Origin of the sequence: Citrobacter sp. Cf132 (assembly GCF_030333885.1) — a bacterium.
Classification (GTDB): domain Bacteria; phylum Pseudomonadota; class Gammaproteobacteria; order Enterobacterales; family Enterobacteriaceae; genus Citrobacter; species Citrobacter freundii.
Map to the genome: position 1 here is coordinate 52,969 of NZ_JAOWFA010000041.1, position 25,653 is coordinate 78,621.

At 53.2% G+C, this 25,653-nt stretch carries 24 protein-coding genes; 13 read left to right on the top strand and 11 right to left on the bottom strand.

The genetic code is table 11. The annotated features are described in order from the left end of the window. Positions 1-6: 6 nt before the first annotated feature. From OGV85_RS05965 to OGV85_RS05975, 3 genes are read right to left on the bottom strand one after another with little or no spacing between them, the layout of a single operon-like run. Complete coding sequence (locus tag OGV85_RS05965; protein ID WP_048232768.1) at positions 7-1,269, bottom strand: YlbE family protein; 1,263 nt, start codon at positions 1,267-1,269, stop codon at positions 7-9. A 16-nt stretch (positions 1,270-1,285) separates the two neighbouring features. Next, the gene (locus OGV85_RS05970) at positions 1,286-2,947 is read right to left on the bottom strand and encodes an acyl-CoA synthetase FdrA (protein WP_061547621.1); all 1,662 of its coding nucleotides are present in this window, start codon (positions 2,945-2,947) and stop codon (positions 1,286-1,288) included. A gap of 13 nt (positions 2,948-2,960) precedes the next feature. Next, complete coding sequence (locus OGV85_RS05975) at positions 2,961-4,184, bottom strand: MFS transporter (protein WP_003027024.1); 1,224 nt, start codon at positions 4,182-4,184, stop codon at positions 2,961-2,963. A gap of 338 nt (positions 4,185-4,522) precedes the next feature. Between OGV85_RS05975 and OGV85_RS05980 the strand changes: the two genes are divergently transcribed. Next, positions 4,523-5,428, top strand: a complete 906-nt coding sequence (locus OGV85_RS05980; RefSeq protein WP_061547622.1) for a carbamate kinase — start codon at positions 4,523-4,525, stop codon at positions 5,426-5,428. A 56-nt stretch (positions 5,429-5,484) separates the two neighbouring features. On the opposite strand, the gene fbaA is transcribed toward OGV85_RS05980, so the two are convergent. The 3 genes from fbaA to epd all read right to left on the bottom strand — a co-directional run bounded on the left by fbaA (position 5,485) and on the right by epd (position 8,884). Continuing rightward, a complete protein-coding gene (gene fbaA / locus OGV85_RS05985; protein WP_003027029.1) occupies positions 5,485-6,564 on the bottom strand; it encodes a class II fructose-bisphosphate aldolase in 1,080 nt (359 codons plus the stop codon). An 88-nt stretch (positions 6,565-6,652) separates the two neighbouring features. Continuing rightward, positions 6,653-7,816 carry a phosphoglycerate kinase gene (gene pgk / locus OGV85_RS05990; protein WP_003027032.1) on the bottom strand — a complete coding sequence of 388 codons (1,164 nt, stop codon included), beginning with the start codon at positions 7,814-7,816 and terminating at the stop codon, positions 6,653-6,655. A gap of 39 nt (positions 7,817-7,855) precedes the next feature. Beyond that, positions 7,856-8,884 (bottom strand): erythrose-4-phosphate dehydrogenase, encoded by a 1,029-nt coding sequence (epd, locus tag OGV85_RS05995; RefSeq protein ID WP_003027035.1) that lies wholly within the window; start codon positions 8,882-8,884, stop codon positions 7,856-7,858. Positions 8,885-9,258: 374 nt separating this feature from the next. Here epd and OGV85_RS06000 point away from each other — a divergent pair, with 374 nt between their 5' ends. The 5 genes from OGV85_RS06000 to OGV85_RS06020 are packed head-to-tail and all read left to right on the top strand — an operon-like array spanning position 9,259 to position 12,305. Next, positions 9,259-9,684 (top strand): PPC domain-containing DNA-binding protein, encoded by a 426-nt coding sequence (locus tag OGV85_RS06000; protein WP_003027037.1) that lies wholly within the window; start codon positions 9,259-9,261, stop codon positions 9,682-9,684. 25 nt (positions 9,685-9,709) lie between these two features. Then, entirely contained in the window at positions 9,710-10,288 is a 579-nt protein-coding gene (locus OGV85_RS06005; RefSeq protein ID WP_003027040.1) for an ECF transporter S component, read from the top strand. Then, complete coding sequence (locus OGV85_RS06010) at positions 10,289-10,996, top strand: energy-coupling factor transporter transmembrane component T (RefSeq protein ID WP_061547623.1); 708 nt, start codon at positions 10,289-10,291, stop codon at positions 10,994-10,996. It abuts the gene before it with no gap. Beyond that, positions 10,984-11,661, top strand: coding sequence for an ABC transporter ATP-binding protein (locus OGV85_RS06015; RefSeq protein ID WP_003027044.1), 678 nt, complete (start codon positions 10,984-10,986; stop codon positions 11,659-11,661). Before OGV85_RS06010 ends, OGV85_RS06015 begins: the two co-directional genes overlap by 13 nt. Further along, positions 11,655-12,305, top strand: a complete 651-nt coding sequence (locus tag OGV85_RS06020) for an ABC transporter ATP-binding protein (protein WP_003027047.1) — start codon at positions 11,655-11,657, stop codon at positions 12,303-12,305. Before OGV85_RS06015 ends, OGV85_RS06020 begins: the two co-directional genes overlap by 7 nt. A 60-nt stretch (positions 12,306-12,365) precedes the next feature. On the opposite strand, the gene tkt is transcribed toward OGV85_RS06020, so the two are convergent. Next, positions 12,366-14,357 carry a transketolase gene (tkt, locus tag OGV85_RS06025; protein ID WP_286553257.1) on the bottom strand — a complete coding sequence of 664 codons (1,992 nt, stop codon included), beginning with the start codon at positions 14,355-14,357 and terminating at the stop codon, positions 12,366-12,368. A gap of 279 nt (positions 14,358-14,636) precedes the next feature. On the opposite strand from tkt, the gene loiP reads away from it, so the two are divergent. Next, positions 14,637-15,395: a metalloprotease LoiP gene (gene loiP / locus OGV85_RS06030; RefSeq protein ID WP_003027053.1), complete on the top strand. Its 759-nt coding sequence runs from the start codon at positions 14,637-14,639 to the stop codon at positions 15,393-15,395. A gap of 196 nt (positions 15,396-15,591) precedes the next feature. Here the strand turns inward: loiP and speB are convergent, their stop codons facing one another. From speB to yqgG, 4 genes are all read right to left on the bottom strand, one after another. After that, complete coding sequence (speB, locus tag OGV85_RS06035) at positions 15,592-16,512, bottom strand: agmatinase (RefSeq protein WP_003027056.1); 921 nt, start codon at positions 16,510-16,512, stop codon at positions 15,592-15,594. A 237-nt stretch (positions 16,513-16,749) separates the two neighbouring features. Next, positions 16,750-18,726, bottom strand: coding sequence for a biosynthetic arginine decarboxylase (gene speA / locus OGV85_RS06040; protein WP_003027059.1), 1,977 nt, complete (start codon positions 18,724-18,726; stop codon positions 16,750-16,752). Between the two features lie 8 nt (positions 18,727-18,734). Next, entirely contained in the window at positions 18,735-18,866 is a 132-nt protein-coding gene (gene yqgB / locus OGV85_RS06045) for an acid stress response protein YqgB (protein WP_003027062.1), read from the bottom strand. Positions 18,867-18,957: 91 nt separating this feature from the next. After that, on the bottom strand, positions 18,958-19,095 hold the full coding sequence (gene yqgG / locus OGV85_RS06050; RefSeq protein ID WP_269147429.1) for a small protein YqgG: 138 nt from the start codon (positions 19,093-19,095) through the stop codon (positions 18,958-18,960). Between the two features lie 418 nt (positions 19,096-19,513). Here yqgG and metK point away from each other — a divergent pair, with 418 nt between their 5' ends. The 6 genes from metK to gshB all read left to right on the top strand — a co-directional run bounded on the left by metK (position 19,514) and on the right by gshB (position 25,611). Then, positions 19,514-20,668 carry a methionine adenosyltransferase gene (metK, locus tag OGV85_RS06055; protein WP_003027071.1) on the top strand — a complete coding sequence of 385 codons (1,155 nt, stop codon included), beginning with the start codon at positions 19,514-19,516 and terminating at the stop codon, positions 20,666-20,668. A gap of 399 nt (positions 20,669-21,067) precedes the next feature. Next, positions 21,068-22,462 carry a galactose/proton symporter gene (gene galP / locus OGV85_RS06060; protein WP_003027074.1) on the top strand — a complete coding sequence of 465 codons (1,395 nt, stop codon included), beginning with the start codon at positions 21,068-21,070 and terminating at the stop codon, positions 22,460-22,462. Between the two features lie 77 nt (positions 22,463-22,539). Next, the gene (locus tag OGV85_RS06065) at positions 22,540-23,037 is read left to right on the top strand and encodes a SprT family zinc-dependent metalloprotease (protein WP_061068543.1); all 498 of its coding nucleotides are present in this window, start codon (positions 22,540-22,542) and stop codon (positions 23,035-23,037) included. Between the two features lie 94 nt (positions 23,038-23,131). Then, entirely contained in the window at positions 23,132-23,839 is a 708-nt protein-coding gene (gene endA / locus OGV85_RS06070; RefSeq protein ID WP_061547624.1) for a deoxyribonuclease I, read from the top strand. A gap of 73 nt (positions 23,840-23,912) precedes the next feature. Next, entirely contained in the window at positions 23,913-24,644 is a 732-nt protein-coding gene (rsmE, locus tag OGV85_RS06075; protein WP_003027080.1) for a 16S rRNA (uracil(1498)-N(3))-methyltransferase, read from the top strand. 19 nt (positions 24,645-24,663) lie between these two features. Continuing rightward, positions 24,664-25,611 carry a glutathione synthase gene (gene gshB, locus OGV85_RS06080; protein ID WP_003027083.1) on the top strand — a complete coding sequence of 316 codons (948 nt, stop codon included), beginning with the start codon at positions 24,664-24,666 and terminating at the stop codon, positions 25,609-25,611. The last annotated feature ends 42 nt before the right edge of the window (positions 25,612-25,653 follow it).

The following is a 25,653-nucleotide window of genomic DNA, read 5'->3' on the forward strand; positions in this document are numbered from 1 at the left end:
TCAATATCAGGCGGTGATGTGATGTAGTTCGGCCAGAGCTTCAAGCGCTTTTTCAAAACAGAGCAGCGGTGCGCGTACGGTTCCCGCCCCCACCTGACCAATCCCCGCATCTTTATGTGCGATGCCGGTGTTAATCAGTGGCGTAATCCCTGTTTCGACTACACGGCGGACATCCAGCCCCAGACATGCCCCTTTGAAATCCCATGAGGGGATCTGAAACAGCGGGTTGTTGGCAAGATAAATCTCCGCCATCTCTTCTGAGGTTTCCAGCGCCGCGCCCATACCACCCGCGCCGACGAAGCGCGTTACGCCCGGCGCCGCAATCATTGCCGCACCGCCAATCCCTAATGTTTCCGTGATGGCGCTGTCGCCGATATCCGGATTCGCATCAGCCTGGCTATAGCCGGTAAAGAACAAACCCTGCGGCGTATTTACCGGCGCGGTAAACCAGCGATCGCCGGTTCCGCTCACGCGAATGCCGAAATCACGACCATTACGCGTCATAGCGGTGACCACCGAGCCTGCCTTAATTTCCGCCGCGGCATCCATCACAGCTTTACTGTAGGCCATCGCCAGGTTGAGGAAGAACTGGTCAGTGACGCTCAGGAATTGCAGCACTTCAATGATTTCCGTCTTCGGACGATCCAGGCCAGCGATCACCGGAGAGAGTGTACGCAGTAACAGAGAAGAGGCGGCAATATTACGCTGGTGGAACTCATCGCCCATGGTGATGGCCTGCGCCATCATTGCCGTCAGATCGACGCCGTTTTCCATCTGCGAGAGCGCTTCCTGTAGTACTGGCGCCAGCGTGTCGCGCATCCAGCGCAAGCGCTTTTGCACGTCATCACCGTAGGCGCCAAAACGCATCACTTTGCCAATACCTTCATTGAGGTTGCAGCAGGACTGGTTACCATGCACAACGTCGCGCACCACCAGCACCGGCATATTAGCGGAGGTGATTCCTCCCATCGGACCTACCGCGCCAACGTGATGGCAGGGGATAAAATCAACTTCACCCTGCTCCAGCATCCGCACGGCATCTTCTTCCGTCACCGCCCAGCCTTCAAACAATGATGCGCCAATGCAGGCTCCGCGCATTGGGCCGGTCATCTCTTCCCAGGCGATCGGCGGACCAGCGTGCAATAATTTGCGTCCAGAAGACAATTCGGCCACCGCTTCTTTTGCAGGGCGCACAGCAACCCAGTGGGGACGCGCGGCTTTAATTCGTTCGATAATGGCTTCGTTGGCCTGTGCAATAGATGAATACATATCCGTACCTCTGAACTTAGTGTAACTGTTTGAGTAAACTGGCAAGACGGGCGCTGCCACCGGCAACAGGCGCCCACTGATAATGCACAACCGGCGTACCGCTGCTTTGCAGATCCAGCGCAAAGCTGCGTAATCCGGCGTTAATGACCTGTACGCCGTCAAGGAGTGCGCTATGGGATGCCGGGATGCTACGTTCCTGGTGATGTGTCAGGTTGACGGCGAGTAAAACTGCCTCTTCCAGCGTTTCTACCACCGCTATCCCAGCCTCGCGAAGTATCTCCGCCTGCCCACTGCGCCCCTGCGGATCGGCATCGGTTCCGGTCAGAGTGGCAATCACCACCAGCGGGGCGGCACGTTTGGCTCGCACCGACTCTACCGCCTCAACAACCGCTCCAGCCGGGTCAGCACAAGCGCCATAGCCCAGCACCACATCCAGAAGCAGTACGCCCACATCCGGCAATGCGGCCAGTTTTTCGATCTCAATACTGCGAGTCGTCGGGTCAATCATCGGATGCGGTCTGCCCAGGGTGTAGCTGTCGTCCCCGAGGTCGACAATGCGATGGCCTCCGCCTTCCAGCATCACTCCCTGGTCGTGGCTTTCGCTAACGGGTACTCCCAGCCCGGCAGAGAGCAACATAGCGGCTTCAGCTGCCAGCGTGCCGCCAGCATAAAGGCCATAAATACCTTTACCTGCTACTTCCGGTTGAATCTGTCTCTGCTGCGCCACACGCATCAGCAATACCGCCAGTTGCGCAGCATCAGAAAGTGAATTCGCCAACCAAACGTTACCTTCGCGACGCTGCTCCGGCTTGCTTCCCAGAAACAGTGCGACAACCGGTTTACCGACGTTTTGCATTGCGGCAATAATGCGGGTTCGCACCTGCGGCGACGGCGGTTTGGAGACAAACGCAATCACCTGCGTGGCATCATCCGTAGCCAGCATCTCCAGCGCAGTCAATGCGCTGATACCACCAACATCGGCACTCAGGTCGCGACCACCCAGACCGATAGCGTGACTCACACCCTGCTGGTGTAGCGCAATCTGCGAAGTAATTTCCTGAATCCCAGTACCTGACGCGCCAATCACGCCAATCCCACCTTCAGGGAGTACGTTAGCGAAAGCTAATGGGCTGCCGGCTATCATCGCCGTTCCGCAGTCTGGCCCCATGACGAGAAGCCCGCGCTCGCGTGCCAGCGTTTTCAGCTCAACTTCTTGTTCCAGCGGTACGTTATCGGAAAAGAGCATCACGTTTTTGTTGGCCAGCAGCCCCTCTCTGGCAACGGACGCGGCATACTCCCCTGCGACCGAAACCAGCAACAGATTAGCCTGAGGCAATTTCTGACACGCACTTTCGAAGCGGCGTGCTTTAACCAGTTGATGCGAGCTCCCAGACGCACTGGCAATCGCGTTCAGCTCTTTTTCCAGTTGCTCACGGATCAAATCCATTATCCCAGGCTCTTCGCCTTCAGTTCGGACCGCGACGCAAATATCGTTTGGGGTGGCGTCAGCAAAGTCGTCGTGCCAGAACCCTGTGGAATCCAGCATCGATTTATTGGCTGGCGTTCCCATCATGACTGAAACCTGATCAACTTCCGGGCGTTCACTAAGTTTTCGGGAAATGATCATCAGGCTGACGGAATCCTGAAAACTTCCCTTTTTAATAAAGGCGTAAATCATTACCGCTACCTCTTTATGTGCGTTTTTCTTTTAAAAACAGCATTGCAACTAAACCGATAGCCAGCAGAACGGCTGAAACATAGAAACTGGAAGCCAGGCTTCCGGTCATATCACGTGCCGCGCCGGCAATAATGGGGGCCAAAATAGATGAGCTCATACCGATGAAGTTAAATAAACCAAATGCAGTACTGTAATTATTTTCATCCACACTGTCGGCAACCAGAGCGACCAGTACCGGATCCAGTGCCAGTTTACCCACCAGACCATAGACACACAGTGCAATGATTACCCCTGTCATATTCGGCATCCAAATAATTGACAGCATGCTGATAATCGCTACCGGCACCAGAAACATAATTAATGGTTTTCGCTTGCCTAATTTGTCAGAAAGGCTGGAGAATAACAGCGCTCCGGGAATTGAAATCCAGGCCACCAGCGAAGAAATAAACCCGGTTTCGCTACCGGCAATACCACGTTCATTTTGCAAATAATAGGGAAGCCAGGTCAGGATCACGAAGAAACCGAACAGGCTACAGAACACCATTATATAAGTAATAATTAAGTTACGATTTTTAAGCAGGTCACTGAACTTACCTTTTTTCACCGGCGCGCCATCAACATCTGCGGTACGTTTCTTCTCTTTTACGAATAACCAGATCGCCACCCCAACCAACACCGAGGGAACTGCCATCGCATAAAATGGCATGCGCCACGAATGACCTTGATCGTATACCAGCCAGCTTGAGGTCATCAAACCCAACGCAATACCAAAGGCCATACCACTGTTGATGATCGCACTGCCAAGAGAACGATATTTCTTCGGGATCTGCTCGGAAGAGAGACCGTATTGCGGACCGTAGTAGGTTCCTTCACCAGCCCCCGTTACCACACGGGCAAATAGCAACGTATACCAGCTTTTCGCCCAACCAGTAACCGCGGTGAAAACACCAAATAGAATAAATCCTGGAACCAGTACTTTTTTCTTACCAATTTTGTCGCCCAGAATTCCGGCTGGAACCTGAAGCAAAGCATAAGAAAAATAGAACACGGAATTAAGAATACCTAACTGTGTGCCGCTTAAACCAAATTCCTTTTCTAATTCGCCCATCACCGGATTGAGCACCGTACGGTCGGCGTACATAAAAATCCATCCGAGCCAGAACAGGAAAACGGTGACCCACCAGGCCGGTATTCCCTTTTTCTTTGTGGCCTCAGCCACTTCATATGAACCAGACATAAGCAATCTCCCGGTAATAATTACCGCTGAATACCCCATGTTACCTGACACGATACGTGAGGTTTGATGTTTTAACTGCGCCTACCTTATCGGGGTAAAAATGTATTTCATTTGAACAAAGTCACACAAAACCCATTGTTATAAATTCCTGGGAACTGACCACAGCATTATTAAAAAAAGTCTAATAATCATTTTCAAGGCAATTTAAATAAAGAGACTGAGTTCATCATTAATTATCGAGTTATTTTTGTAGATATTTTACTTGTCGCTCCCATCACATAATAAAGGTAATAAAACGTTATTTTGACCGCGAGATAATTTGCATAATGAGGTCATCAATGAAAAAGAGAATTGTCATTGCTCTTGGCGGTAATGCGTTATTACAGCGCGGAGAAATTTTGAGCGCAGAAAACCAGCGGCGGAGCATTCAGGTATTTGCTGAGATGGCAGCCGAATTAGCCCGTGACTATCAGTTGGTCATTGTTCATGGCAACGGCCCTCAGGTTGGCCTGCTGGCGCTACAGAATGCAGCATACAAAGAATCCCCAGCCTGGCCGCTGGATATTCTGGTCGCGGAAAGCCAGGGAATGATCGGTTTCGCTATTACTCAGGAACTGGCGTCATCCGCGGGCAACTCTCCCGTCACAATGCTGATGACCCGGGTTGAGGTGGATCCGCAGGACGAAGCCTTCTCAGTTCCCGGTAAGTATATTGGCCCCGTGTATCAACCGGATCAACAGGCAGAGCTGGAAGCATGCTATGGCTGGCAGATGAAAACCGATGGGCAATATATTCGCCGCGTGGTTCCCTCACCGACTCCGCTGAAAATTATCGATAGCGACGCCATCCGTACGCTGATGGATGCGGGACATACGGTTATTTGCTGTGGCGGTGGCGGTATTCCGGTTATTGCACAGGGTGATGGTTACCAGGGAACCGAAGCGGTCATTGATAAGGATTTGACCGCTGCCGTATTGGCACAATCCATCAACGCTGACCATCTGCTGATTCTGACGGACGCCGATGCCGTTTATGAAAACTGGGGAACACCGCAGGCGCGTGCGCTACGACATGCCACCGTTGAGGAACTTACGCCATTTGCCGCGCCTGATGGTGCGATGGGGCCTAAAGCGGCGGCGGTGATGCAATTTGTCAAACAGACAGGGAACGCGGCATTTATCGGCTCCCTGAAAGATGCCCCGCAAATTCTGGCCGGAGAAAAAGGCACCTGCGTGACAAAGTAAACCGAGATGAAAAAAGGCTTCCCGGAGGAAGCCTTGTTTGTCATTAGCAGACTGAATTACAGAACGTCAACCGCGTTCAGTTCTTTGAAAGCCTGTTCCAGACGGGTGATCATGGTTGCCTGACCAGCACGCAGCCATACGCGCGGATCGTAGTATTTCTTGTTCGGCTGATCTTCGCCTTTCGGGTTACCCAACTGGCCCTGCAGGTAAGCTTCGTTTGCTTTGTAGTAGTTCAGAACGCCTTCCCAGGTAGCCCATTGGGTATCGGTATCGATGTTCATTTTCACTACGCCGTAGCTTACGGAGTCTTTGATTTCCTGAGCAGTAGAACCGGAACCGCCGTGGAAGACGAAGTTCAGGCTGTTGTGCGGCAGGTTATGTTTCTTAGAAACATAGTCCTGAGAGTCGCGCAGGATGGTCGGGGTCAGAACGACGTTACCCGGCTTGTAAACGCCGTGTACGTTACCGAAGGAAGCTGCGATGGTGAAACGCGGGCTGATTTTGCTCAGCTCGGTATATGCGTAATCAACGTCTTCCGGCTGGGTGTACAGTGCAGAAGCGTCCATGTGGCTGTTGTCCACACCGTCTTCTTCGCCACCGGTGCAACCCAGTTCGATTTCCAGAGTCATGCCCATTTTGGACATGCGCGCCAGGTATTTGGAGCAGATTTCGATGTTCTCTTCCAGAGACTCTTCAGACAGGTCGATCATGTGAGAAGAGAACAGCGGTTTGCCGGTTGCTGCGAAGTGTTTTTCACCCGCGTCCAGCAGACCGTCGATCCACGGCAGCAGTTTCTTCGCGCAGTGGTCAGTGTGCAGGATAACCGGAACACCGTAGTGTTCAGCCATCTGGTGAACGTGATGCGCGCCAGAGATAGCACCCAGGATTGCAGCGCCCTGAGGAACGTCGGACTTCACGCCTTTACCCGCGATGAAAGAAGCACCACCGTTGGAGAATTGTACGATTACCGGCGCTTTAACTTTTGCAGCAGTTTCCAAAACGGCGTTGATGGAGTCGGTACCCACGCAGTTAACAGCTGGCAGAGCAAAGTTGTTTTCTTTAGCTACCTGGAAAACTTTCTGTACGTCATCACCAGTGATTACGCCTGGTTTTACGAAATCAAAAATTTTAGACATTTTACGAGTCCTGTATCTTCGGCCTTGGAAAGGGCGCGCGCCCTAAAGCGCGCTAAAATAAGGGCAGGTTTCCCTGCCCATTAAATTCTTACTTTTTAGCACGCTCTTCGAGCATGGCTACTGCTGGCAGTACTTTGCCTTCCACGAATTCGAGGAACGCGCCGCCGCCAGTAGAGATGTAGGAGATTTTGTCAGCAATGCCGAACAGGTCGATTGCTGCCAGGGTGTCACCGCCGCCTGCGATAGAGAATGCTTCGCTGTCTGCGATGGCATTAGCAACGATTTCAGTACCTTTGCGGAAATTCGGGAATTCGAACACGCCAACCGGGCCGTTCCACAGAATGGTTTTCGCATTCTTCAGGATGTCAGCCAGCTGCTGTGCAGAAGCGTCGCCGATATCCAGGATCTGCTCGTCTTCTTTTACATCGCTAACGGATTTCAGGGTAGCCGGTGCGGTTTCAGAGAATTCAGTCGCTACGCGAACGTCGGTCGGAACCGGGATGTCGCAAGTGGTCAGCAGACGCTTAGCTTCGTCAACCAGGTCAGCTTCGTACAGGGATTTACCCACGTTGTGACCTTGAGCAGCAACGAAGGTGTTCGCGATACCACCGCCAACAATCAGCTGGTCAGCGATTTTTGACAGAGAATCAAGAACGGTCAGTTTGGTAGAAACTTTAGAACCACCAACGATAGCAACCATCGGACGAGCAGGTTCTTTCAGTGCTTTACCCAGTGCATCCAGCTCGGCAGCGAGCAGCGGACCTGCGCAAGCGACATCGGCGAATTTACCGATACCGTGAGTAGACGCCTGCGCACGGTGAGCAGTACCGAAAGCGTCCATAACGAATACGTCGCACAGAGCAGCATATTTTTTGGACAGCGCTTCGTCGTCTTTCTTCTCGCCTTTGTTGAAGCGAACGTTTTCCAGAACAACCAGTTCACCAGCAGCGACTTCAACGCCGTCCAGGTAATCTTTTACCAGGCGAACCGGAGCAGACAGTTTGTCTTTCAGGTAGTTAACAACCGGCAGCAGAGAGAATTCTTCGTTGTACTCGCCTTCGGTAGGACGACCCAGGTGGGAAGTTACCATCACTTTAGCACCCTGTTTCAGGGCCAGCTCGATGGTCGGCAGGGAAGCACGGATACGCGCATCGCTGGTTACTTTCCCTTCTTTAACTGGTACGTTCAGGTCCGCACGGATAAAAACGCGTTTACCAGCCAGATCCAGATCGGTCATCTTAATTACAGACATGGTGAATCCTCTCGTTGATTCATAAAGTTTTGTCGACGCTCAAGCGTCGAGCCTGAAACCAATAGCAGCCATCGCTAACGTCGTGTCGAGCATACGGTTAGCAAAGCCCCATTCATTATCACACCAGACCAGCGTTTTGATCAGGTGAGCGCCACTCACGCGCGTTTGCGTACCATCAACGATGGCGCTGTGCGGGTCGTGGTTAAAATCTACTGAGACCAACGGTAATTCCGTATAGTCAACTATACCATGAAATGCACCTTGTGCTGCTTTTTGCAGCAACTGGTTGACTTCACTGGCTTTTACTGGTTTTTTCACCGTCACGCTTAAGTCGATCGCCGTCACATTTATGGTCGGTACACGCACCGCAATCGCTTCAAAACGATCGTTAAACTGCGGGAAAATTCGCGTGATGCCCGCCGCCAGTTTGGTATCAACCGGAATGATCGACTGGCTGGCCGCTCGCGTGCGACGCAGGTCAGGATGATAAGCATCAATAACCTGCTGATCGTGCATCGCGGAGTGGATCGTGGTGACTGTACCAGACTCAATGCCGTAAGCATCATCCAGCAATTTAATGACGGGTATTATGCAATTCGTGGTGCAGGAGGCATTGGAAACGATCCGGTGCTCAGCGCGCAGCTGATCCTGATTAACGCCAAACACAACGGTTGCGTCGATGTCGTGACTACCAGGATGTGAAAAGAGCACTTTCTTTGCGCCGGCGGCAATATGCGCCTCGCCGTGTTCGCGGCTGCCAAAGACCCCCGTACAATCCAGCACAACGTCGACACCCAGTTCGCGCCACGGAAGCGCATCGAGCGTTCGCTCATGCAGAATGCGGATCGCGTCATCGCCAACGATGAGCTGGTCTCGTTCCTGACGAACATCCCAGGCAAAACGCCCATGGCTGGTGTCATATTTCAACAAATGCGCCATGCCTGCAGCATCCGCCAGTTCGTTGATTGCCACCACGGTGATTTCCGCCCGACGCCCGGATTCATACAAAGCACGAACCACGTTGCGTCCGATGCGACCGAAACCATTAATCGCTACGCGTACGGTCATAGGTCTCCTGCAAGGATTTCTCAGAAACGATGTGGCAGACAGAGTAATGCAGCAAATCGCTCAGGGAAACCTTACCTGTCGCAAACTGCGACTAATTGGTTAATTGTCGAACATTTAATCGACTGAAACGCTTCAGCTAGAATAAGCGAAACGCGGAATAAAAGGAATGTTTGTCCAGCAACAGAACACAGTTATCTGACTTACGTCACATTTTAACGTCCTTCAACGCGACTTTTATTCCATATTCCAGAATTACGAATAACCGTAGCAAGATTATTTCGTTGCCATGTCACAAATCCTGATTTATATCAGAAAGCTCCCTAACCCGCGTCTATATTATCAGCGCAACGTCCGAGTCTCGGAGTCCCTCAACTATGGCAACATTCTATCCCCAACCATCTGAAGCTCGCTTTCATGCGCTGCGTTTATTACCGGGCCAGGAAGTCTTTTCAGCGCTACACGCTTTTATCCAGCAGCATCAACTACAGGCAGCCTGGATAGCGGGTTGCACCGGCAGTTTGACCAACATTGCTCTGCGCTTCGCCGGACGTGAAGAAACCACATTACTTACGGGTACGTGGGAAATTATCTCTCTGAACGGCACGCTGGAACTTACCGGCGAGCATCTCCATCTGGCGGTTGCTGACCCACACGGCGCGATGCTGGGCGGGCACATGATGCCGGGCTGTACCGTGCGAACTACGCTGGAACTGGTGATTGGCGAGTTGACGTCTCTGGCATTCAGCCGTCAGCCCTGCGCCGTTTCCGGTTATGACGAACTGGTTATTTCATCCCGCTAACGCTTCACTTATACGAGGTCTTTATATGGCGCGTCGCCAATTTTCCAGCCAGTCTCTGGTTCTTATTGTCATTGCTATCGCCATCAACATGGTCGGTGGGCAGCTTATCAGCATGTTAAAATTACCTATTTTTCTCGACTCGATTGGCACGTTGATCAGCGCAGTGCTGTTAGGTCCGGTTGTGGGGATGCTAACCGGATTACTCACTAACCTGTTGTGGGGGTTGCTGACCGATCCGATCGCCGCCGCCTTTGCGCCCGTCGCCATGGTTATTGGACTGGTCGCCGGTTGGCTGGCACGGGCGGGATGGTTTCGCACCTTACCCAAAGTCGTGGTCAGCGGCGTAATTATCACGCTTGCCGTGACCCTCGTTGCCGTGCCGATTCGCACGACTCTGTTCGGGGGTGTCACCGGCAGCGGCGCCGATCTTTTTGTCGCCTGGATGCACTCGGTCGGTCAGAACCTGGTTGAGTCCGTCGCCATCACCGTCATCGGAGCGAATCTGGTCGATAAAATCCTCACGGCAATCATCGTCTGGGTGCTGCTGCGACAACTTCCGCTGCGCACAACGCGCCATTTCCCTACGATGTCTGCCGTGCGCTAAATGCATCCGTTTACGTCGTTAACTCTGTGGGCGCTTGCCGCCTGCTCCACGCTTCTGCTGCCAGCCGGAGTGCCGCTCAGCTTGTACAGCGCCGCGACGTTTGTCGGTTTGCTATGTATGAAGGCTACGCGGTCGCGGGCGAAATACGTACTCTGGCTGATGATCCCCTTAGGACTGGGGCTATGGCTGGTACACGGCGGATGGCTTACCGAGTGGATTAGCGGGCAGCCGCGCACTCCAGAACGCTGGGGCGATGCCGTTACGCTCTGGCTGCGGATCCTGGCCATTGTGTCGACATCGCAGATGTGGATGCAGTACGTGCCGGTTGCGCGCTTTATGCGCGCCCTGTTTGCTTCTCGCCTGCCGCCAGGCGTTGCCTATCTGTTCGCAGGCCCGCTGCTGGTGGTTGAACAGCTCAAACGCCAATTGGCGATTATTCACGAGGCTCAGCGCGCACGTGGCGTACCGCTGGATGAGTCCTGGTACCAACGTTTACGCGCTATGCCGGCATTGATTGTGCCGCTCACCCATAACGCGCTCAATGACTTGGCCGTTCGCGGTGCAGCGCTCGATATGCGGGGATTTCGCCTGCATCGCACTCGCACCACGCTATGGGCGCCGCCAGACAGCACCTTACAACGTCTGGCCCGCTACGGTATGGTGGTTCTGATGGCAGTTGAGACAGGAATCTGGATATGGTTACGTTAGAGCAGTTTCGCTATATTCCGACGCACGCTATGCGGCCATCCGCTTGTTACGATTTCCATTACGCCAGGCCTGGTATGGTGGCTATTTTTGGTGAGAACGGCAGCGGGAAAAGTACGCTGGCACAGCTGATGGCTGGCTGGTACCCCGACTTCCTTCCGGGAGAAATTGAGGGCACAGGTACGCTACTGGGTAATCCCATCGGGCAACTATCGCTGGTCGAGCAGTCGAGTACCATCCAGCTTGTGCAGCAGTCACCTTACCTGCAGCTTTCAGGTTGTACTTTCAGCGTGGAGGAAGAAGTGGCGTTTGGCCCGGAAAATCTCTGCCTTACCGAGACTGAAATTATGCAGCGCATAGATGCCGCCCTTACGCTGACAGAATGTCAGCCTCTGCGCCATCGTCATCCCGGCACCCTTTCCGGTGGGGAAACCCAGCGGGTAGTCATTGCCAGCGCACTCGCCATGCAGCCGAAAATATTGATTCTGGATGAAGCGTTCAGTCGCCTGACGGCGCAAGCCACGGCAATGCTGCTGGCGCGACTGCAACAGTGGGCACAGGAACAGCATGCTTTGGTGATATTTTTCGAACGCAACCCTTCACCTTTTCTCAGCTACTGCCAGCAGGCATGGCAGCTGCGCGACGGAGCATTGTCATCACTATGCTAACGCTAAACCAGGTCAGCTATCGCTGGCCGAACGCCGCCGATGACTGTTTACGCAATATTTCGCTGGAACTCCAGGAGGGGGAATGGCTGGCGCTAACGGGCGATAATGGCGCAGGAAAATCCACACTTTTGCGCATCATGGCCGGGCTACTGACGCCCTCATCCGGCACAATAACCGTTCAAAATCGTGCGATTGCGCAACTGAAAAACCGGGAGCGCGCCAGGGTGCTCGGCGTACTGTTTCAGGAAGCGGAGAATCAAATCTTTCACAGCAAGGTTGCAGAGGAAGTGGCCTTCGGATTACGGCTACAGAAGCTTCCGGCGACTGAAATTGCGCAACGCACGACGGCGGCGCTGCAATTATGTCAGTTAGAGGATGTCGCCGACTCGCACCCGCTCGATCTACATACTGCACAACGACGTATGGTTGCCGTCGCCAGTCTGGAAGCCCTCAAACCCGCTATTCTACTGCTGGATGAGCCCAGCCGGGACTTTGATGCACACTGGCTTGGCGTCTTCGAAAACTGGCTGGCAGTGTGTCGTACACGTGGCGCCAGCGTTGTAGCGATCAGTCATGACGCTGCATTTACGCAGCGCCATTTTTCGCGCATAGTACGTCTTGAAGCAGGTCAGCTACGCACGTAACTACCCTGATAAGCAAAAAAACGGGCCGCCTAAGCGACCCGTTTTCATCTGTAATCGAAATTACAGCAGTTCTTTTGCTTTCGCGACCACGTTGTCTACGGTGAAGCCGAATTCTTCAAACAGCAGTTCTGCCGGTGCAGACTCACCAAAGGTAGTCATACCGACAATAGCGCCGTTCAGGCCCACGTATTTGAACCAGTAGTCAGCAATGCCAGCTTCGATAGCGACGCGAGCAGAGACGGCTTTCGGCAGTACGGATTCACGGTAAGCCGCATCCTGCTTGTCGAATGCATCGGTAGACGGCATGGAAACCACGCGCGCTTTCACGCCTTCAGCGGTCAGTTTGTCCCAGGCAGCCACGGCAAGTTCAACTTCAGAACCGGTGGCGATGAAGATCAACTCCGGCTGACCCGCGCAATCTTTCAGCACGTAGCCACCGCGAGCGATGTTCGCCAGTTGCTCTGCAGTACGTTCCTGCTGTGCCAGGTTCTGACGGGAGAGGATCAGCGCGGTCGGGCCGTCCTGACGCTCAACACCGTATTTCCATGCTACTGCGGATTCAACCTGGTCACACGGACGCCATGTGCTCATGTTCGGGGTCACACGCAGAGAAGCAACCTGCTCTACCGGCTGGTGAGTCGGGCCATCTTCACCCAGACCGATGGAGTCGTGAGTATAGACCATCACCTGACGCTGTTTCATCAGCGCAGCCATACGCACCGCGTTACGGGCATATTCCACGAACATCAGGAAGGTGGAGGTGTACGGCAGGAAACCACCATGCAGGGAAATACCGTTTGCGATAGCGGTCATACCGAATTCACGTACACCGTAATGGATGTAGTTACCGGCAGTATCTTCGTTGATGGCCTTAGAACCAGACCACAGAGTCAGGTTAGACGGTGCCAGGTCAGCGGAGCCGCCGAGGAATTCAGGCAGCAGAGGACCGAAGGCTTCAATCGCGTTCTGAGACGCTTTACGGCTGGCGATTTTCGCCGGATTAGCCTGCAGCTTAGCAATGAACTCGTTGGCTTTCGCGTCGAAGTCAGACTGCATTTCACCTTTCATACGACGGGTGAATTCAGCAGCTTCCTGCGGGAAAGCTTTGGCATAAGCAGCGAACTTCTCGTTCCATGCGGCTTCTTTTGCCTGGCCGGCTTCTTTCGCATCCCACTGCGCGTAGATTTCAGACGGGATTTCGAACGGCGCGTATTTCCAGCCCAGCTGTTCGCGGGTCAGTGCGATTTCTGCATCGCCCAGCGGTGCACCGTGAGAGTCGTGGGTACCGGCTTTGTTCGGAGAACCGAAACCGATGATGGTTTTGCACATCAGCAGGGACGGTTTGTCGGTCACTGCGCGTGCTTCTTCAACAGCGCGTTTAATCGCGTCAGCATCGTGACCATCTACACCACGAATCACGTGCCAGCCGTAAGCTTCGAAACGCTTCGCGGTGTCATCGGTGAACCAGCCTTCAACGTGGCCATCGATAGAGATGCCGTTGTCATCGTAGAACGCAACCAGTTTACCCAGTTTCAGCGTACCAGCCAGGGAACATACCTCGTGAGAGATACCTTCCATCATGCAGCCGTCGCCCATGAAAGCATAGGTGAAGTGGTCAACGATGTCGTGACCAGGACGGTTAAACTGCGCCGCCAGCGTTTTTTCAGCGATAGCCATACCCACTGCATTCGCAATGCCCTGACCCAAAGGACCGGTCGTGGTTTCAACACCCGCGGTGTAACCCACTTCCGGGTGACCCGGCGTTTTGGAGTGCAGCTGACGGAAGTTCTGCAGCTCGGACATCGGCAGATCATAGCCGGTGAGGTGCAGCAGGCTGTAAATCAGCATTGAACCGTGGCCGTTAGACAGCACGAAACGGTCACGGTCAGCCCAGGACGGGTTAGTCGGGTTGTGGTTCAGGAAATCACGCCACAGGACTTCGGCAATGTCAGCCATACCCATCGGGGCACCCGGGTGACCGGATTTGGCTTTCTGTACTGCGTCCATGCTCAGCGCACGAATAGCATTGGCAAGCTCTTTACGTGAGGACATTTTGACTCCAGATCGGATAATGAAGGCCACGCCCTAAACGACTTGACGACAGCGCGTTTTGGGCTACGCCGGAAAAAAGTGCCAACAATGTAACCCAAGCCGCGTGTCATGTACATGGAGCATCCTTTTACCGCTTCAGAAATCTCTGGATCATGCGCGCAAGTTGCGCAATCTTCTCGCCCGCTTATTGTTCTTTTCTTTATACTTATGCCGAGCGTCGGTTCACCTGCAAACGACGCATTTTTTAGAATAATCCTGACTTTGTGCGGAAGAGAAAAAATGAAAATTCGCGCTTTACTGCTTGCTACGAGCATGGCGGCGGCATTGACCGGCTGCCAGAACATGGACTCAAACGGACTGCTTTCCTCAGGCGCAGAGGCTTTTCAGGCCTACAGTCTGAGCGATGCGCAGGTAAAAGCGCTGAGCGATCAGGCCTGTAAGGATATGGACAGCAAAGCTACCATCGCCCCGGCTGGCAGCGAGTATGCAACGCGTCTTGGCAAAATCGCCGCCGCGCTTGGCGATAACATTAACGGCCAGCCGGTAAACTACAAAGTCTATATGGCGAAAGATGTAAATGCCTTTGCCATGGCGAACGGCTGTATCCGCGTATACAGCGGCCTGATGGATATGATGACAGACAACGAAGTCGAAGCGGTGATCGGCCACGAAATGGGTCACGTTGCGCTGGGTCACGTGAAAAAAGGGATGCAGGTTGCGCTGGGTACGAACGCCGTGCGGGCAGCTGCGGCTTCCGCTGGCGGTATTGTCGGCAGCCTGTCGCAATCGCAATTAGGCGATCTTGGCGAGAAACTGGTGAACTCGCAGTTCTCCCAGCGTCAGGAATCCGAGGCGGATGATTACTCGTATGATCTGTTGCGCAAACGTGGGATCAATCCGGCTGGCTTAGCCACCAGTTTTGAGAAACTGGCAAAACTGGAAGCAGGACGTCAAAGCTCAATGTTTGACGATCATCCGGCATCCGCAGAACGTGCGCAACATATTCGCGATCGCATGAGCGCAGACGGGATCAAATAATCTTCGAACAGTGCCGGATGGCGGCGTGAACGCCTTATCCGGCCTACAGAATTACAAATTTAGTCCAGCGATCGGGCGTTATTGGCGAAGCCAGTTTGAGACCGGACAGCGCACAGCCACCGGAGCGTACACGTAGTACGTGAGGATGGCGAGCACTGCCCGGGTTCAAAATGGCGAGTAAAATAGCCCGAAACCGTTACTCGCCTTTTTTCGCCGCCTGGATATAGAGCATTTCTAATGCTAACGTTGCCGCCGCCAGTGCGGTGATCTCTGACTGATCGTAGGCCGGAGCCACTTCAACAACATCCATCCCGACGATGTTCAGATCTTTCAGACCACGTACCAGTTTAATAGCACGATCGGAAGTCAGACCGCCGATCACTGGCGTACCGGTTCCTGGTGCAAACGCCGGGTCCAGACAGTCGATATCAAAAGTCAGGTATACCGGCATATCACCGACAATCTGCTTAACCTGAGCGATAATGTCATCAACGCTGCGGTCGTTAACCTGGCACGCATCCAGTACGGTAAAGCCGTTGTCTTTGTCGAACTCGGTACGAATACCGATCTGCACAGAGTGATTCGGATCGATCAGACCTTCGTTCGGCGCAGTGTAGAACATGGTGCCGTGGTCGAATTCGCAGCCGTTCGCGTAGGTGTCGGTGTGGGCATCAAAGTGCACCAGCGCCATTTTACCAAAGTGCTTAGCGTGCGCGCGCAGCAGCGGCAGCGTGACGAAGTGGTCGCCGCCAAAGGAGAGCATGCGCTTACCAGCAGACAGCAGCTTCTCAGCATGCGCCTGCAGTTTTTCACTCATTTCACGCGCATCCCCGAACGCATAAACCAGATCGCCGCAGTCCACCACGTTCAGGCGCTCGCGCATATCGAAGTTCCACGGGAAGCGGTTGTGCTCCCAGGCCAGGTTGGTGGACACCTGACGGATTGCCGCCGGACCATGACGCCCGCCCGCACGACCAGACGTTGCCATATCAAACGGTACACCGGTGATCACCCAGTCGGCGTCGCTGTCGTACGGCATGAAGTTCATCGGCAGACGTAAAAAACCAAAGGCGTTAGAAACCAGGGAGTTGTCGTATTGATGACCTAAGGTGCTCATGTACTGACCTCTTTAAAAATCGATGAAAAAAAATCCCCTCCGCGTCGTTAAGCCCGACGAGGAAGGGATTGATTTGGTAACTGCATATTTACGGCAAATTATCGCCGTTATTTTGTACGGATTCAAGTGAGTGCCACAAATGCTGCCCCCGCGGATTCCGACTGCCGGATGGCGGCTTCGCCTTATCCGGCCTACTTTCGTAGGAACGGTAAGCGCAGCGCCACCAGGCATTTATCGTTACTCATCTTCCAGATAAGTATAACCGTACAGACCGGCTTCAAACTCTTCGAGGAACTGCTGTTGCAGCTCAGCGTCCAGATCGGTGTTTTTCACCTGGTCACGGAACTGCGTCAGCAGGGTGTTCGGATCCAGCTGCACGTATTGCAGCATATCCGCCACGGTATCCCCTTCGTCGGACAGCTCAACTTCTACGCTGCCGTCAGGGAAGACGAACACGTCAACCGCTTCGGTATCACCAAACAAGTTGTGCATGTTGCCGAGGATCTCCTGGTACGCACCTACCATAAAGAAGCCAAGCATCGGCGGGTTCTCAGGGTCGTATTCCGGCATCGGCATGGTGGTCGCAATGCCATCACCGTCAACGTAGTGGTCGATAGCGCCATCAGAGTCGCAGGTGATATCCAACAGCACCGCACGGCGTTCAGGCACCTGATTCAACCCTTCCAGCGGCATTACCGGGAACAGCTGATCGATCCCCCACGCATCCGGCATCGACTGGAACAGTGAGAAGTTGACGTAAATCTTATCCGCCATACGCTCCTGCAGCTCGTCGATAATCGGACGGTGCGCACGGTTGCTCGGGTCGAGTTGTTTCTGCACTTCATGGCACATGTTCAGATACAGCTGCTCTGCCCACGCACGCTCCTGCAGGCTAAAGGTGCCTGAAGAGTACCCAACGTGAATATCGTGCAGATCCATCTGGCTGTCGTGCAGCCATTCACGCAGCGAACGACGGGTTCCCGGTTCATGCATCTCTTGCCAGGTTTCCCACATGCTTTGCAGGGCACGTGGCGCATCGTCAGCCGGAGGCGTGGCTTCGGTGTGTTCACTACGCTCAACGCCGATAATGTTAGATACCAGCACGGTATGGTGCGCGGTTACCGCGCGGCCAGACTCGGTGATTACCGTCGGATGCGGCAGACCGTGTTCTTCACAGGCGTCGCCAATAGCCCAGATGATGTTGTTGGCGTATTCGTTCAAACCGTAGTTTACAGAACAGTCAGACTGCGAACGGGTACCTTCGTAATCTACGCCCAGACCACCGCCCACGTCGAAGCACTGGATATTAACGCCAAGCTTGTGCAGCTCAACGTAGAAACGCGCCGACTCACGTACGCCGGTGGCGATATCACGAATGTTCGCCATTTGGGAGCCGAGATGGAAGTGCAGCAACTGGATGCTGTCCAGACGACCACGCTCGCGCAGAATTTCTACCAGTTGCAGCACCTGGTTTGCCGCCAGGCCGAATTTTGATTTCTCACCGCCGGAGGACTGCCACTTGCCAGAGCCCTGCGACGCCAGACGCGCACGCACGCCCAGACGCGGAACGACATTCAGGCGTTCAGCTTCATCCAGCACGATAGCGATTTCAGACATCTTCTCGATGACCAGATAGACCTTATGGCCCATCTTCTCGCCAATCAGTGCCAGACGGATATATTCGCGGTCTTTATAACCGTTACACACGATCACGCTACGGGTCATTCCGGCATGGGCCAGAACGGCCATCAATTCAGCTTTGGAACCAGCTTCCAGCCCCAGCGGTTCGCCGGAGTGGATCAGCGATTCAATTACGCGACGATGCTGGTTGACCTTGATCGGGTAAACGAGGAAATAGTCACCGTTGTAACCGTAAGATTCACGGGCTCGTTTAAACGCGGCGTTAATCGAACGCAAACGATGTTGCAGGATCTGCGGGAAGCAGAACAATGCAGGCAGACGCTGGCCCTGCGCTTCACGGGCTTTCACCAACTCAGCAAGGTCAACGCGCGCTTCGGGTACGTCCGGATCCGGGCACACGCTGATGTGGCCCAGTTCATTGACGTCGTAGTAGTTATTACCCCACCAGGCAATATTGTAAGTACGCAGCATCTTGCTGGCTTCCTGGGAACTCATTGCAACCTCCTGCATGGAGCGTAGTACACCGTGTTCGCCTGCTGACGAAGGCGAACCCAAAGAAATGTCGTCAGACATAGCGAACCTCAAATTTTATTAACAAGTGTAAAACAGTTGACTACTATCGCAATCCGAAGACGCGATAACAACCCAAATACAGGCAGAATTTGCAGCAGATAGTGCTGACGCTCCGACTGTGCGACCGGTTTCTTTTTCATATCAATGTAAACACGTAACCGAACTTAATGCTGACGGTTCGGCGAAACCACGAGAAAACTCTTGTTTACCAAGAGCGCCCTTGTTCAGTTCTTAGTGACCGTTACCGGCCCTGGAGTCCTGAGAAGCGCCGAGATGGGTATAACATCGGCAGGTATGCAAGATGCAGATTGCGGGGAACATATGTACACCAGAACGGTGCGACAGATTCAGCAGAATACAACGGTTCATTATCTCGTATCACCTCCACGGTTGCTCCTGACGGAACGAACCCACAAGCCAAAGCTAAAGTCTTAACCCGGCTGGAAGTGGCAACACGATGAAAACGTCGTGTGCTTTTGTATGAGCCGCGCGCCGCGTTTTATACCCATAAGGAAGTCAAAAAGCAAAAGATAAATGCGCGCATTGCCAGCACCGTCAGGAAAAATTTCCAGTTACATTTTCAGTACAATGCGACCTCAATCAAAAAAAGCTGGAAATCAGGCGAAGAACTGTCCTAAAATAGCCGTCCAGATGTTAATCCATCTATACCGATTAACACTCAGACTGCCAGTGTCCGTCATCTGCAAACTCATGGTAGAATCTTCTACACATGGCTATTCCACTCGACAGTTTGAGCTAACCAAATTCTCCTTAGGTGAAATTAAATATGGCAAAACACCTTTTTACGTCCGAGTCCGTATCAGAAGGGCATCCTGACAAAATCGCTGACCAAATCTCTGACGCCGTACTGGACGCAATCCTCGAGCAGGATCCGAAAGCACGCGTTGCCTGCGAAACCTACGTCAAAACCGGTATGGTTTTAGTTGGCGGTGAGATCACCACCAGCGCATGGGTTGATATCGAAGAGATCACCCGTAATACGGTTCGCGAAATTGGCTATGTGCATTCCGACATGGGCTTTGACGCCAACTCTTGTGCGGTACTGAGCGCGATTGGTAAACAGTCTCCGGACATCAACCAGGGTGTTGACCGCGCCGATCCGCTGGAACAGGGCGCAGGCGACCAGGGTCTGATGTTTGGTTATGCAACCAACGAAACCGATGTGCTGATGCCAGCCCCGATCACCTATGCTCACCGTCTGGTGCAGCGTCAGGCTGAAGTGCGTAAAAACGGCACCTTATCCTGGCTGCGTCCGGATGCAAAAAGCCAGGTTACCTTCCAGTATGACGACGGCAAAATCGTCGGTATTGATGCGGTTGTTCTGTCGACTCAGCACTCTGAAGACATCGATCAGAAATCGCTGCAAGAAGCAGTTATGGAAGAGATCATCAAGCCGGTACTGCCTACTGAATGGCTGACTGCTTCGACCAAGTTCTTCATCAACCCAACCGGTCGTTTCGTAATCGGCGGTCCAATGGGCGACTGTGGACTGACAGGTCGTAAAATCATCGTTGATACCTACGGCGGCATGGCGCGTCACGGCGGCGGTGCATTCTCTGGTAAGGATCCGTCTAAAGTTGACCGTTCCGCAGCCTATGCAGCTCGTTACGTCGCGAAAAACATTGTTGCCGCTGGTCTGGCTGATCGCTGTGAGATTCAGGTTTCCTACGCAATCGGCGTGGCTGAACCGACCTCTATCATGGTGGAAACGTTTGGTACTGAAAAAGTGCCTTCTGAGCAACTGACCCTGCTGGTGCGCGAGTTCTTCGACCTGCGCCCGTATGGTCTGATTCAGATGCTGGATCTGCTGCACCCGATTTACAAAGAAACCGCTGCTTACGGTCACTTTGGTCGCGAACATTTCCCATGGGAAAAAACCGACAAAGCCGCTCTGCTGCGTGAAGCTGCCGGTCTGAAGTAATTCCCTCACGGCTCAACGCTTATGAAGACCAGCCTCGCGCTGGTCTTTTTTATGTCCTTTTCTCTTCCATACCCCATAGCCAAAGCTACGCTAATCTCCCTTGTTGCAAACAACAAATGAAAGCGATTACATATCGTAGAATTTCGATCCAACATGAATCAACATCTCTTCGTTACTATGATTGCATCACTGTTACATTATATTTCAGCATTATCTTAAACCCAGACAATCAATGTTATTCATGCGAAATAAATAACGTTATTTTTCAATCAAATAACCAATAACTTACATGAATGCTAGTGTAACCGATTACACTAATGTGATGTGATTCGCATTTTTTTACCCCGTACTCACCTACCCTTAACATCAACAAAACTAGCTACCCAACCGGAGGGCATCATGCCTGACAATAAAAAAACGGGGCGTTCCAACAAAGCCATGACATTTTTTGTCTGCTTTCTTGCAGCCCTGGCTGGATTACTTTTTGGCCTGGATATCGGTGTTATTGCCGGAGCTTTACCGTTCATCACCGACGAGTTCCAAATTACCCCCCACACTCAGGAATGGGTGGTGAGTTCGATGATGTTTGGTGCTGCCGTGGGTGCCGTCGGCAGCGGTTGGCTCTCCTTCAAACTGGGGCGTAAAAAGAGTTTGATGATCGGCGCAATCCTGTTTGTTGCCGGTTCACTGTTTTCCGCCGCGGCACCAAACGTTGAAGTGCTGTTGGTTTCCCGCGTGCTGCTCGGCCTTGCGGTAGGCGTTGCGTCTTATACCGCGCCGCTTTACCTGTCTGAAATTGCCCCGGAAAAAATTCGTGGCAGCATGATCTCTATGTATCAGTTGATGATCACCATCGGTATTTTGGGTGCGTATCTTTCCGATACGGCGTTTAGCTACAGCGGCGCATGGCGCTGGATGCTGGGCGTGATCATCATCCCTGCCCTGCTGCTGCTGGTTGGCGTTATCTTCCTGCCGGACAGCCCACGCTGGTTTGCTGCTAAACGTCGTTTTGTCGATGCTGAACGTGTTCTGTTGCGTTTGCGTGATACCAGCGCAGAAGCCAAACGCGAGCTGGATGAAATTCGTGAAAGTCTGCAGGTGAAGCAGAGCGGCTGGGCGCTGTTTAAAGAAAACAGCAACTTCCGCCGCGCAGTATTCCTTGGCGTCCTGTTACAGGTGATGCAGCAGTTCACCGGGATGAACGTCATTATGTATTACGCACCGAAAATCTTTGAGCTGGCGGGCTACACCAACACCACCGAGCAGATGTGGGGGACTGTTATCGTCGGTCTGACCAACGTACTGGCAACCTTTATCGCCATTGGCCTGGTTGACCGTTGGGGCCGCAAGCCTACGCTGATCCTCGGCTTTATCGTCATGGCCGTCGGTATGGGCGTGCTGGGTACGATGATGCACGTGGGTATTCACTCGGCGGCCGCGCAATACTTCGCTGTACTGATGCTGCTGATGTTTATCGTTGGCTTTGCCATGAGCGCCGGTCCGCTGATTTGGGTTCTGTGCTCTGAAATCCAACCGCTGAAAGGCCGCGATTTCGGTATCACCTGCTCTACCGCAACCAACTGGATTGCCAATATGATCGTCGGTGCAACCTTCCTGACGATGCTGAACTCGCTGGGAAGCGCCAATACTTTCTGGGTCTACGGTGGTCTGAACGTCCTGTTCATCTTCCTGACCCTGTGGCTGATACCTGAAACTAAAAATGTCTCTCTGGAACACATTGAACGTAACCTGATGAAAGGTCGTAAACTGCGCGAAATTGGCGCACACGACTAATCACGAAAAGCTTCCTCCCCCGCGGGAGGAAGCCTTCCTCTTGCAGTCCCTTCCCTGTCGCACTATCCTCTGGCGTTATGAAAACCTCCCGTCTCCCTATCGCCATCCAGCAAGCCGTTATGCGTAGCCTGCGGGAAAAACTCGCTCAGGCCAATCTCAAGCTAGAACGCAATTACCCGGAGCCAAAGCTGGTTTACCAACAGCGCGGAACCGCCGCGGGTACCGCGTGGCTACAAACCTACGAAATTCGTCTGAATCCCGTCCTGCTGATGGAGAACGTTGACGCGTTCGTTAACGAAGTGGTGCCCCATGAACTGGCGCATTTACTGGTGTGGAAATACTTTGGTCGCGTGCCGCCGCACGGCAAAGAGTGGAAATGGATGATGGAGAGCGTGCTGGGCGTGCCAGCCCGACGCACACATCAGTTCGAACTGCAATCCGTGCAGCGTAAGACCTTTACTTACCGCTGCAAGTGTCAGGAACACCAACTGACCGTACGCCGCCATAACCGCGTGGTACGCGGTGAAGCCACCTACCGCTGCGTTCACTGCGGCGAACCACTGATTGCAGAATAATCTTCAGAATTATCAGGAACTTTTCTGATCTAACTGATTGCATACAGGAATGACTTTCGCTACGTTGCGGGCTCGTTTTGACACGGAGTTCGTGATGTACCGTAATTTTTCTTTTGCTGCGGCCCTGTTAGCCGCAGCATTTTCAGGCCCGGCTTTAGCCGAAGGCATCAACAGTTTTTCTCAGGCAAAAACGGCGGGCGTCAAAGTTAACGCCGATGCGCCAGGCGATTTCTACTGCGGTTGTAAAATTAACTGGCAAGGCAAAAAAGGGGTCGTGGACCTCGAATCCTGTGGCTATAAAGTGCGAAAAAACGAAAACCGCGCCAGTCGAATTGAATGGGAACACGTTGTCCCCGCCTGGCAGTTTGGTCATCAGCGCCAGTGCTGGCAGGACGGGGGGCGTAAAAACTGCGCTAAAGATCCGGTCTATCGCAAAATGGAAAGCGATATGCATAACCTGCAGCCTGCGGTAGGTGAAGTGAATGGCGATCGCGCAAACTTTATGTACAGCCAGTGGAACGGTGGCGAAGGCCAGTATGGACAGTGCGCGATGAAGGTTGATTTTAAAGAAAAAGTTGCCGAACCGCCTGCCCGCGCACGTGGCGCCATCGCGCGTACCTATTTTTATATGCGCGACCAATACAACCTGACGCTCTCCCGCCAGCAAACCCAGCTTTTTAATGCCTGGAATAAGCAGTATCCGGTCACCGACTGGGAGTGTGAGCGCGACGAACGCATCGCGAAGGTACAGGGGAATCATAACCCCTATGTGCAACGCGCTTGCCAGGCGCAAAAGAGCTAACCTACACTAGCGGCAATATTTTTAACCATGCCCTGCCTGTTGCAGCCCAGGGCCATGACGCGGATGTTTAACTATGCGCATTCCTCGCATTTATCACCCAGAGCCACTCGCTTCCGGTAGCCAAATTTCACTGTGTGAAGATGCTGCCAACCATATCGGCCGCGTACTACGTATGGGGCCAGGCCAGCCGCTACAGCTGTTTGATGGCAGCAATCAGGTATTCGACGCCGAAATTACCCATGCCAGTAAGAAAAGCGTGGAAGTGAAGGTGCTTAACGCTGAACTCGACGATCGGGAATCACCGTTGCATATCCACCTGGGCCAAGTAATGTCGCGCGGTGAAAAAATGGAATTTACTATCCAGAAATCGATTGAACTGGGTGTAAGCCTCATTACGCCACTTTTTTCTGAGCGTTGCGGCGTTAAACTGGACAATGAACGCCTGAACAAGAAGCTCCAGCAGTGGCAGAAAATCGCCATTGCCGCCTGCGAACAGTGCGGTCGTAATCGGGTGCCTGAAATTCGCCCGGCAATGGACCTGGAAGCATGGTGCGCAGAACAGGACGAAGGACTGAAGCTCAATCTGCATCCTCGCGCCAGCGCCAGCATTAACACGCTGCCGCTCCCGGTGGAGCGCATCCGCTTGCTGATTGGCCCGGAAGGTGGGTTGTCGGCAGATGAAATTGCCATGACCGCACGGTATCAGTTTACTGATATTCTGTTAGGACCTCGCGTTCTGCGTACTGAGACAACTGCGCTCACCGCCATTACCGCGCTTCAGGTGCGTTTTGGCGATCTGGGCTAAGGCATAAACGGAGAAGAACATGATCAAGCTCGGCATCGTGATGGATCCCATCGCAAGCATCAACATCAAGAAAGATTCCAGCTTCGCAATGCTGCTGGAAGCGCAACGCCGCGGTTACGAAATTCATTATATGGAGATGGCCGATCTTTATCTGATCAACGGTGAAGCCCGCGCCCATACGCGTACCCTGAGCGTAGAGCAGAACTACGACAAATGGTATGAGTTCAAGAGCGAACAGGATCTCCCGCTGGCAGACCTGGACGTTATTCTGATGCGTAAGGATCCGCCGTTTGATACCGAGTTCATCTACGCGACCTATATTCTGGAACGTGCAGAAGAGAAAGGAACGCTGATCGTCAACAAACCGCAGAGCCTGCGCGACTGCAACGAAAAGTTGTTCACCGCATGGTTTGCCGATCTGACGCCGGAAACGCTGGTCACGCGTAATAAAGCGCAGCTGAAAGCCTTCTGGCAAAAACACAGCGACATCATTCTCAAACCGCTGGACGGCATGGGCGGGGCCTCTATTTTCCGCGTGAAGGAAGGCGATCCGAACCTTGGCGTTATTGCGGAAACGCTGACCGAGCACGGTACCCGCTACTGCATGGCGCAGAACTATCTGCCAGCCATTAAAGACGGCGATAAACGCGTGCTGGTGGTCGATGGCGAACCCGTTCCTTACTGCCTGGCGCGTATTCCGCAGGGCGGCGAAACCCGTGGCAACCTGGCCGCAGGTGGTCGTGGCGAGCCGCGTCCATTAACCGACAGTGACTGGGAAATTGCCCGTCGCATTGGGCCAACGCTGAAAGCGAAAGGTTTGATTTTTGTCGGTCTGGATATCATTGGCGATCGTCTGACGGAAATTAACGTCACCAGCCCAACCTGTATTCGTGAAATTGAAGCGGAGTTCCCGGTTTCGATTACCGGTATGCTGATGGATGCCATTGAGGCGCGCCTGCAAAAATAAAAGAACTCGCCGGTAGAAGGGACCCTACCAATACTAATAGTG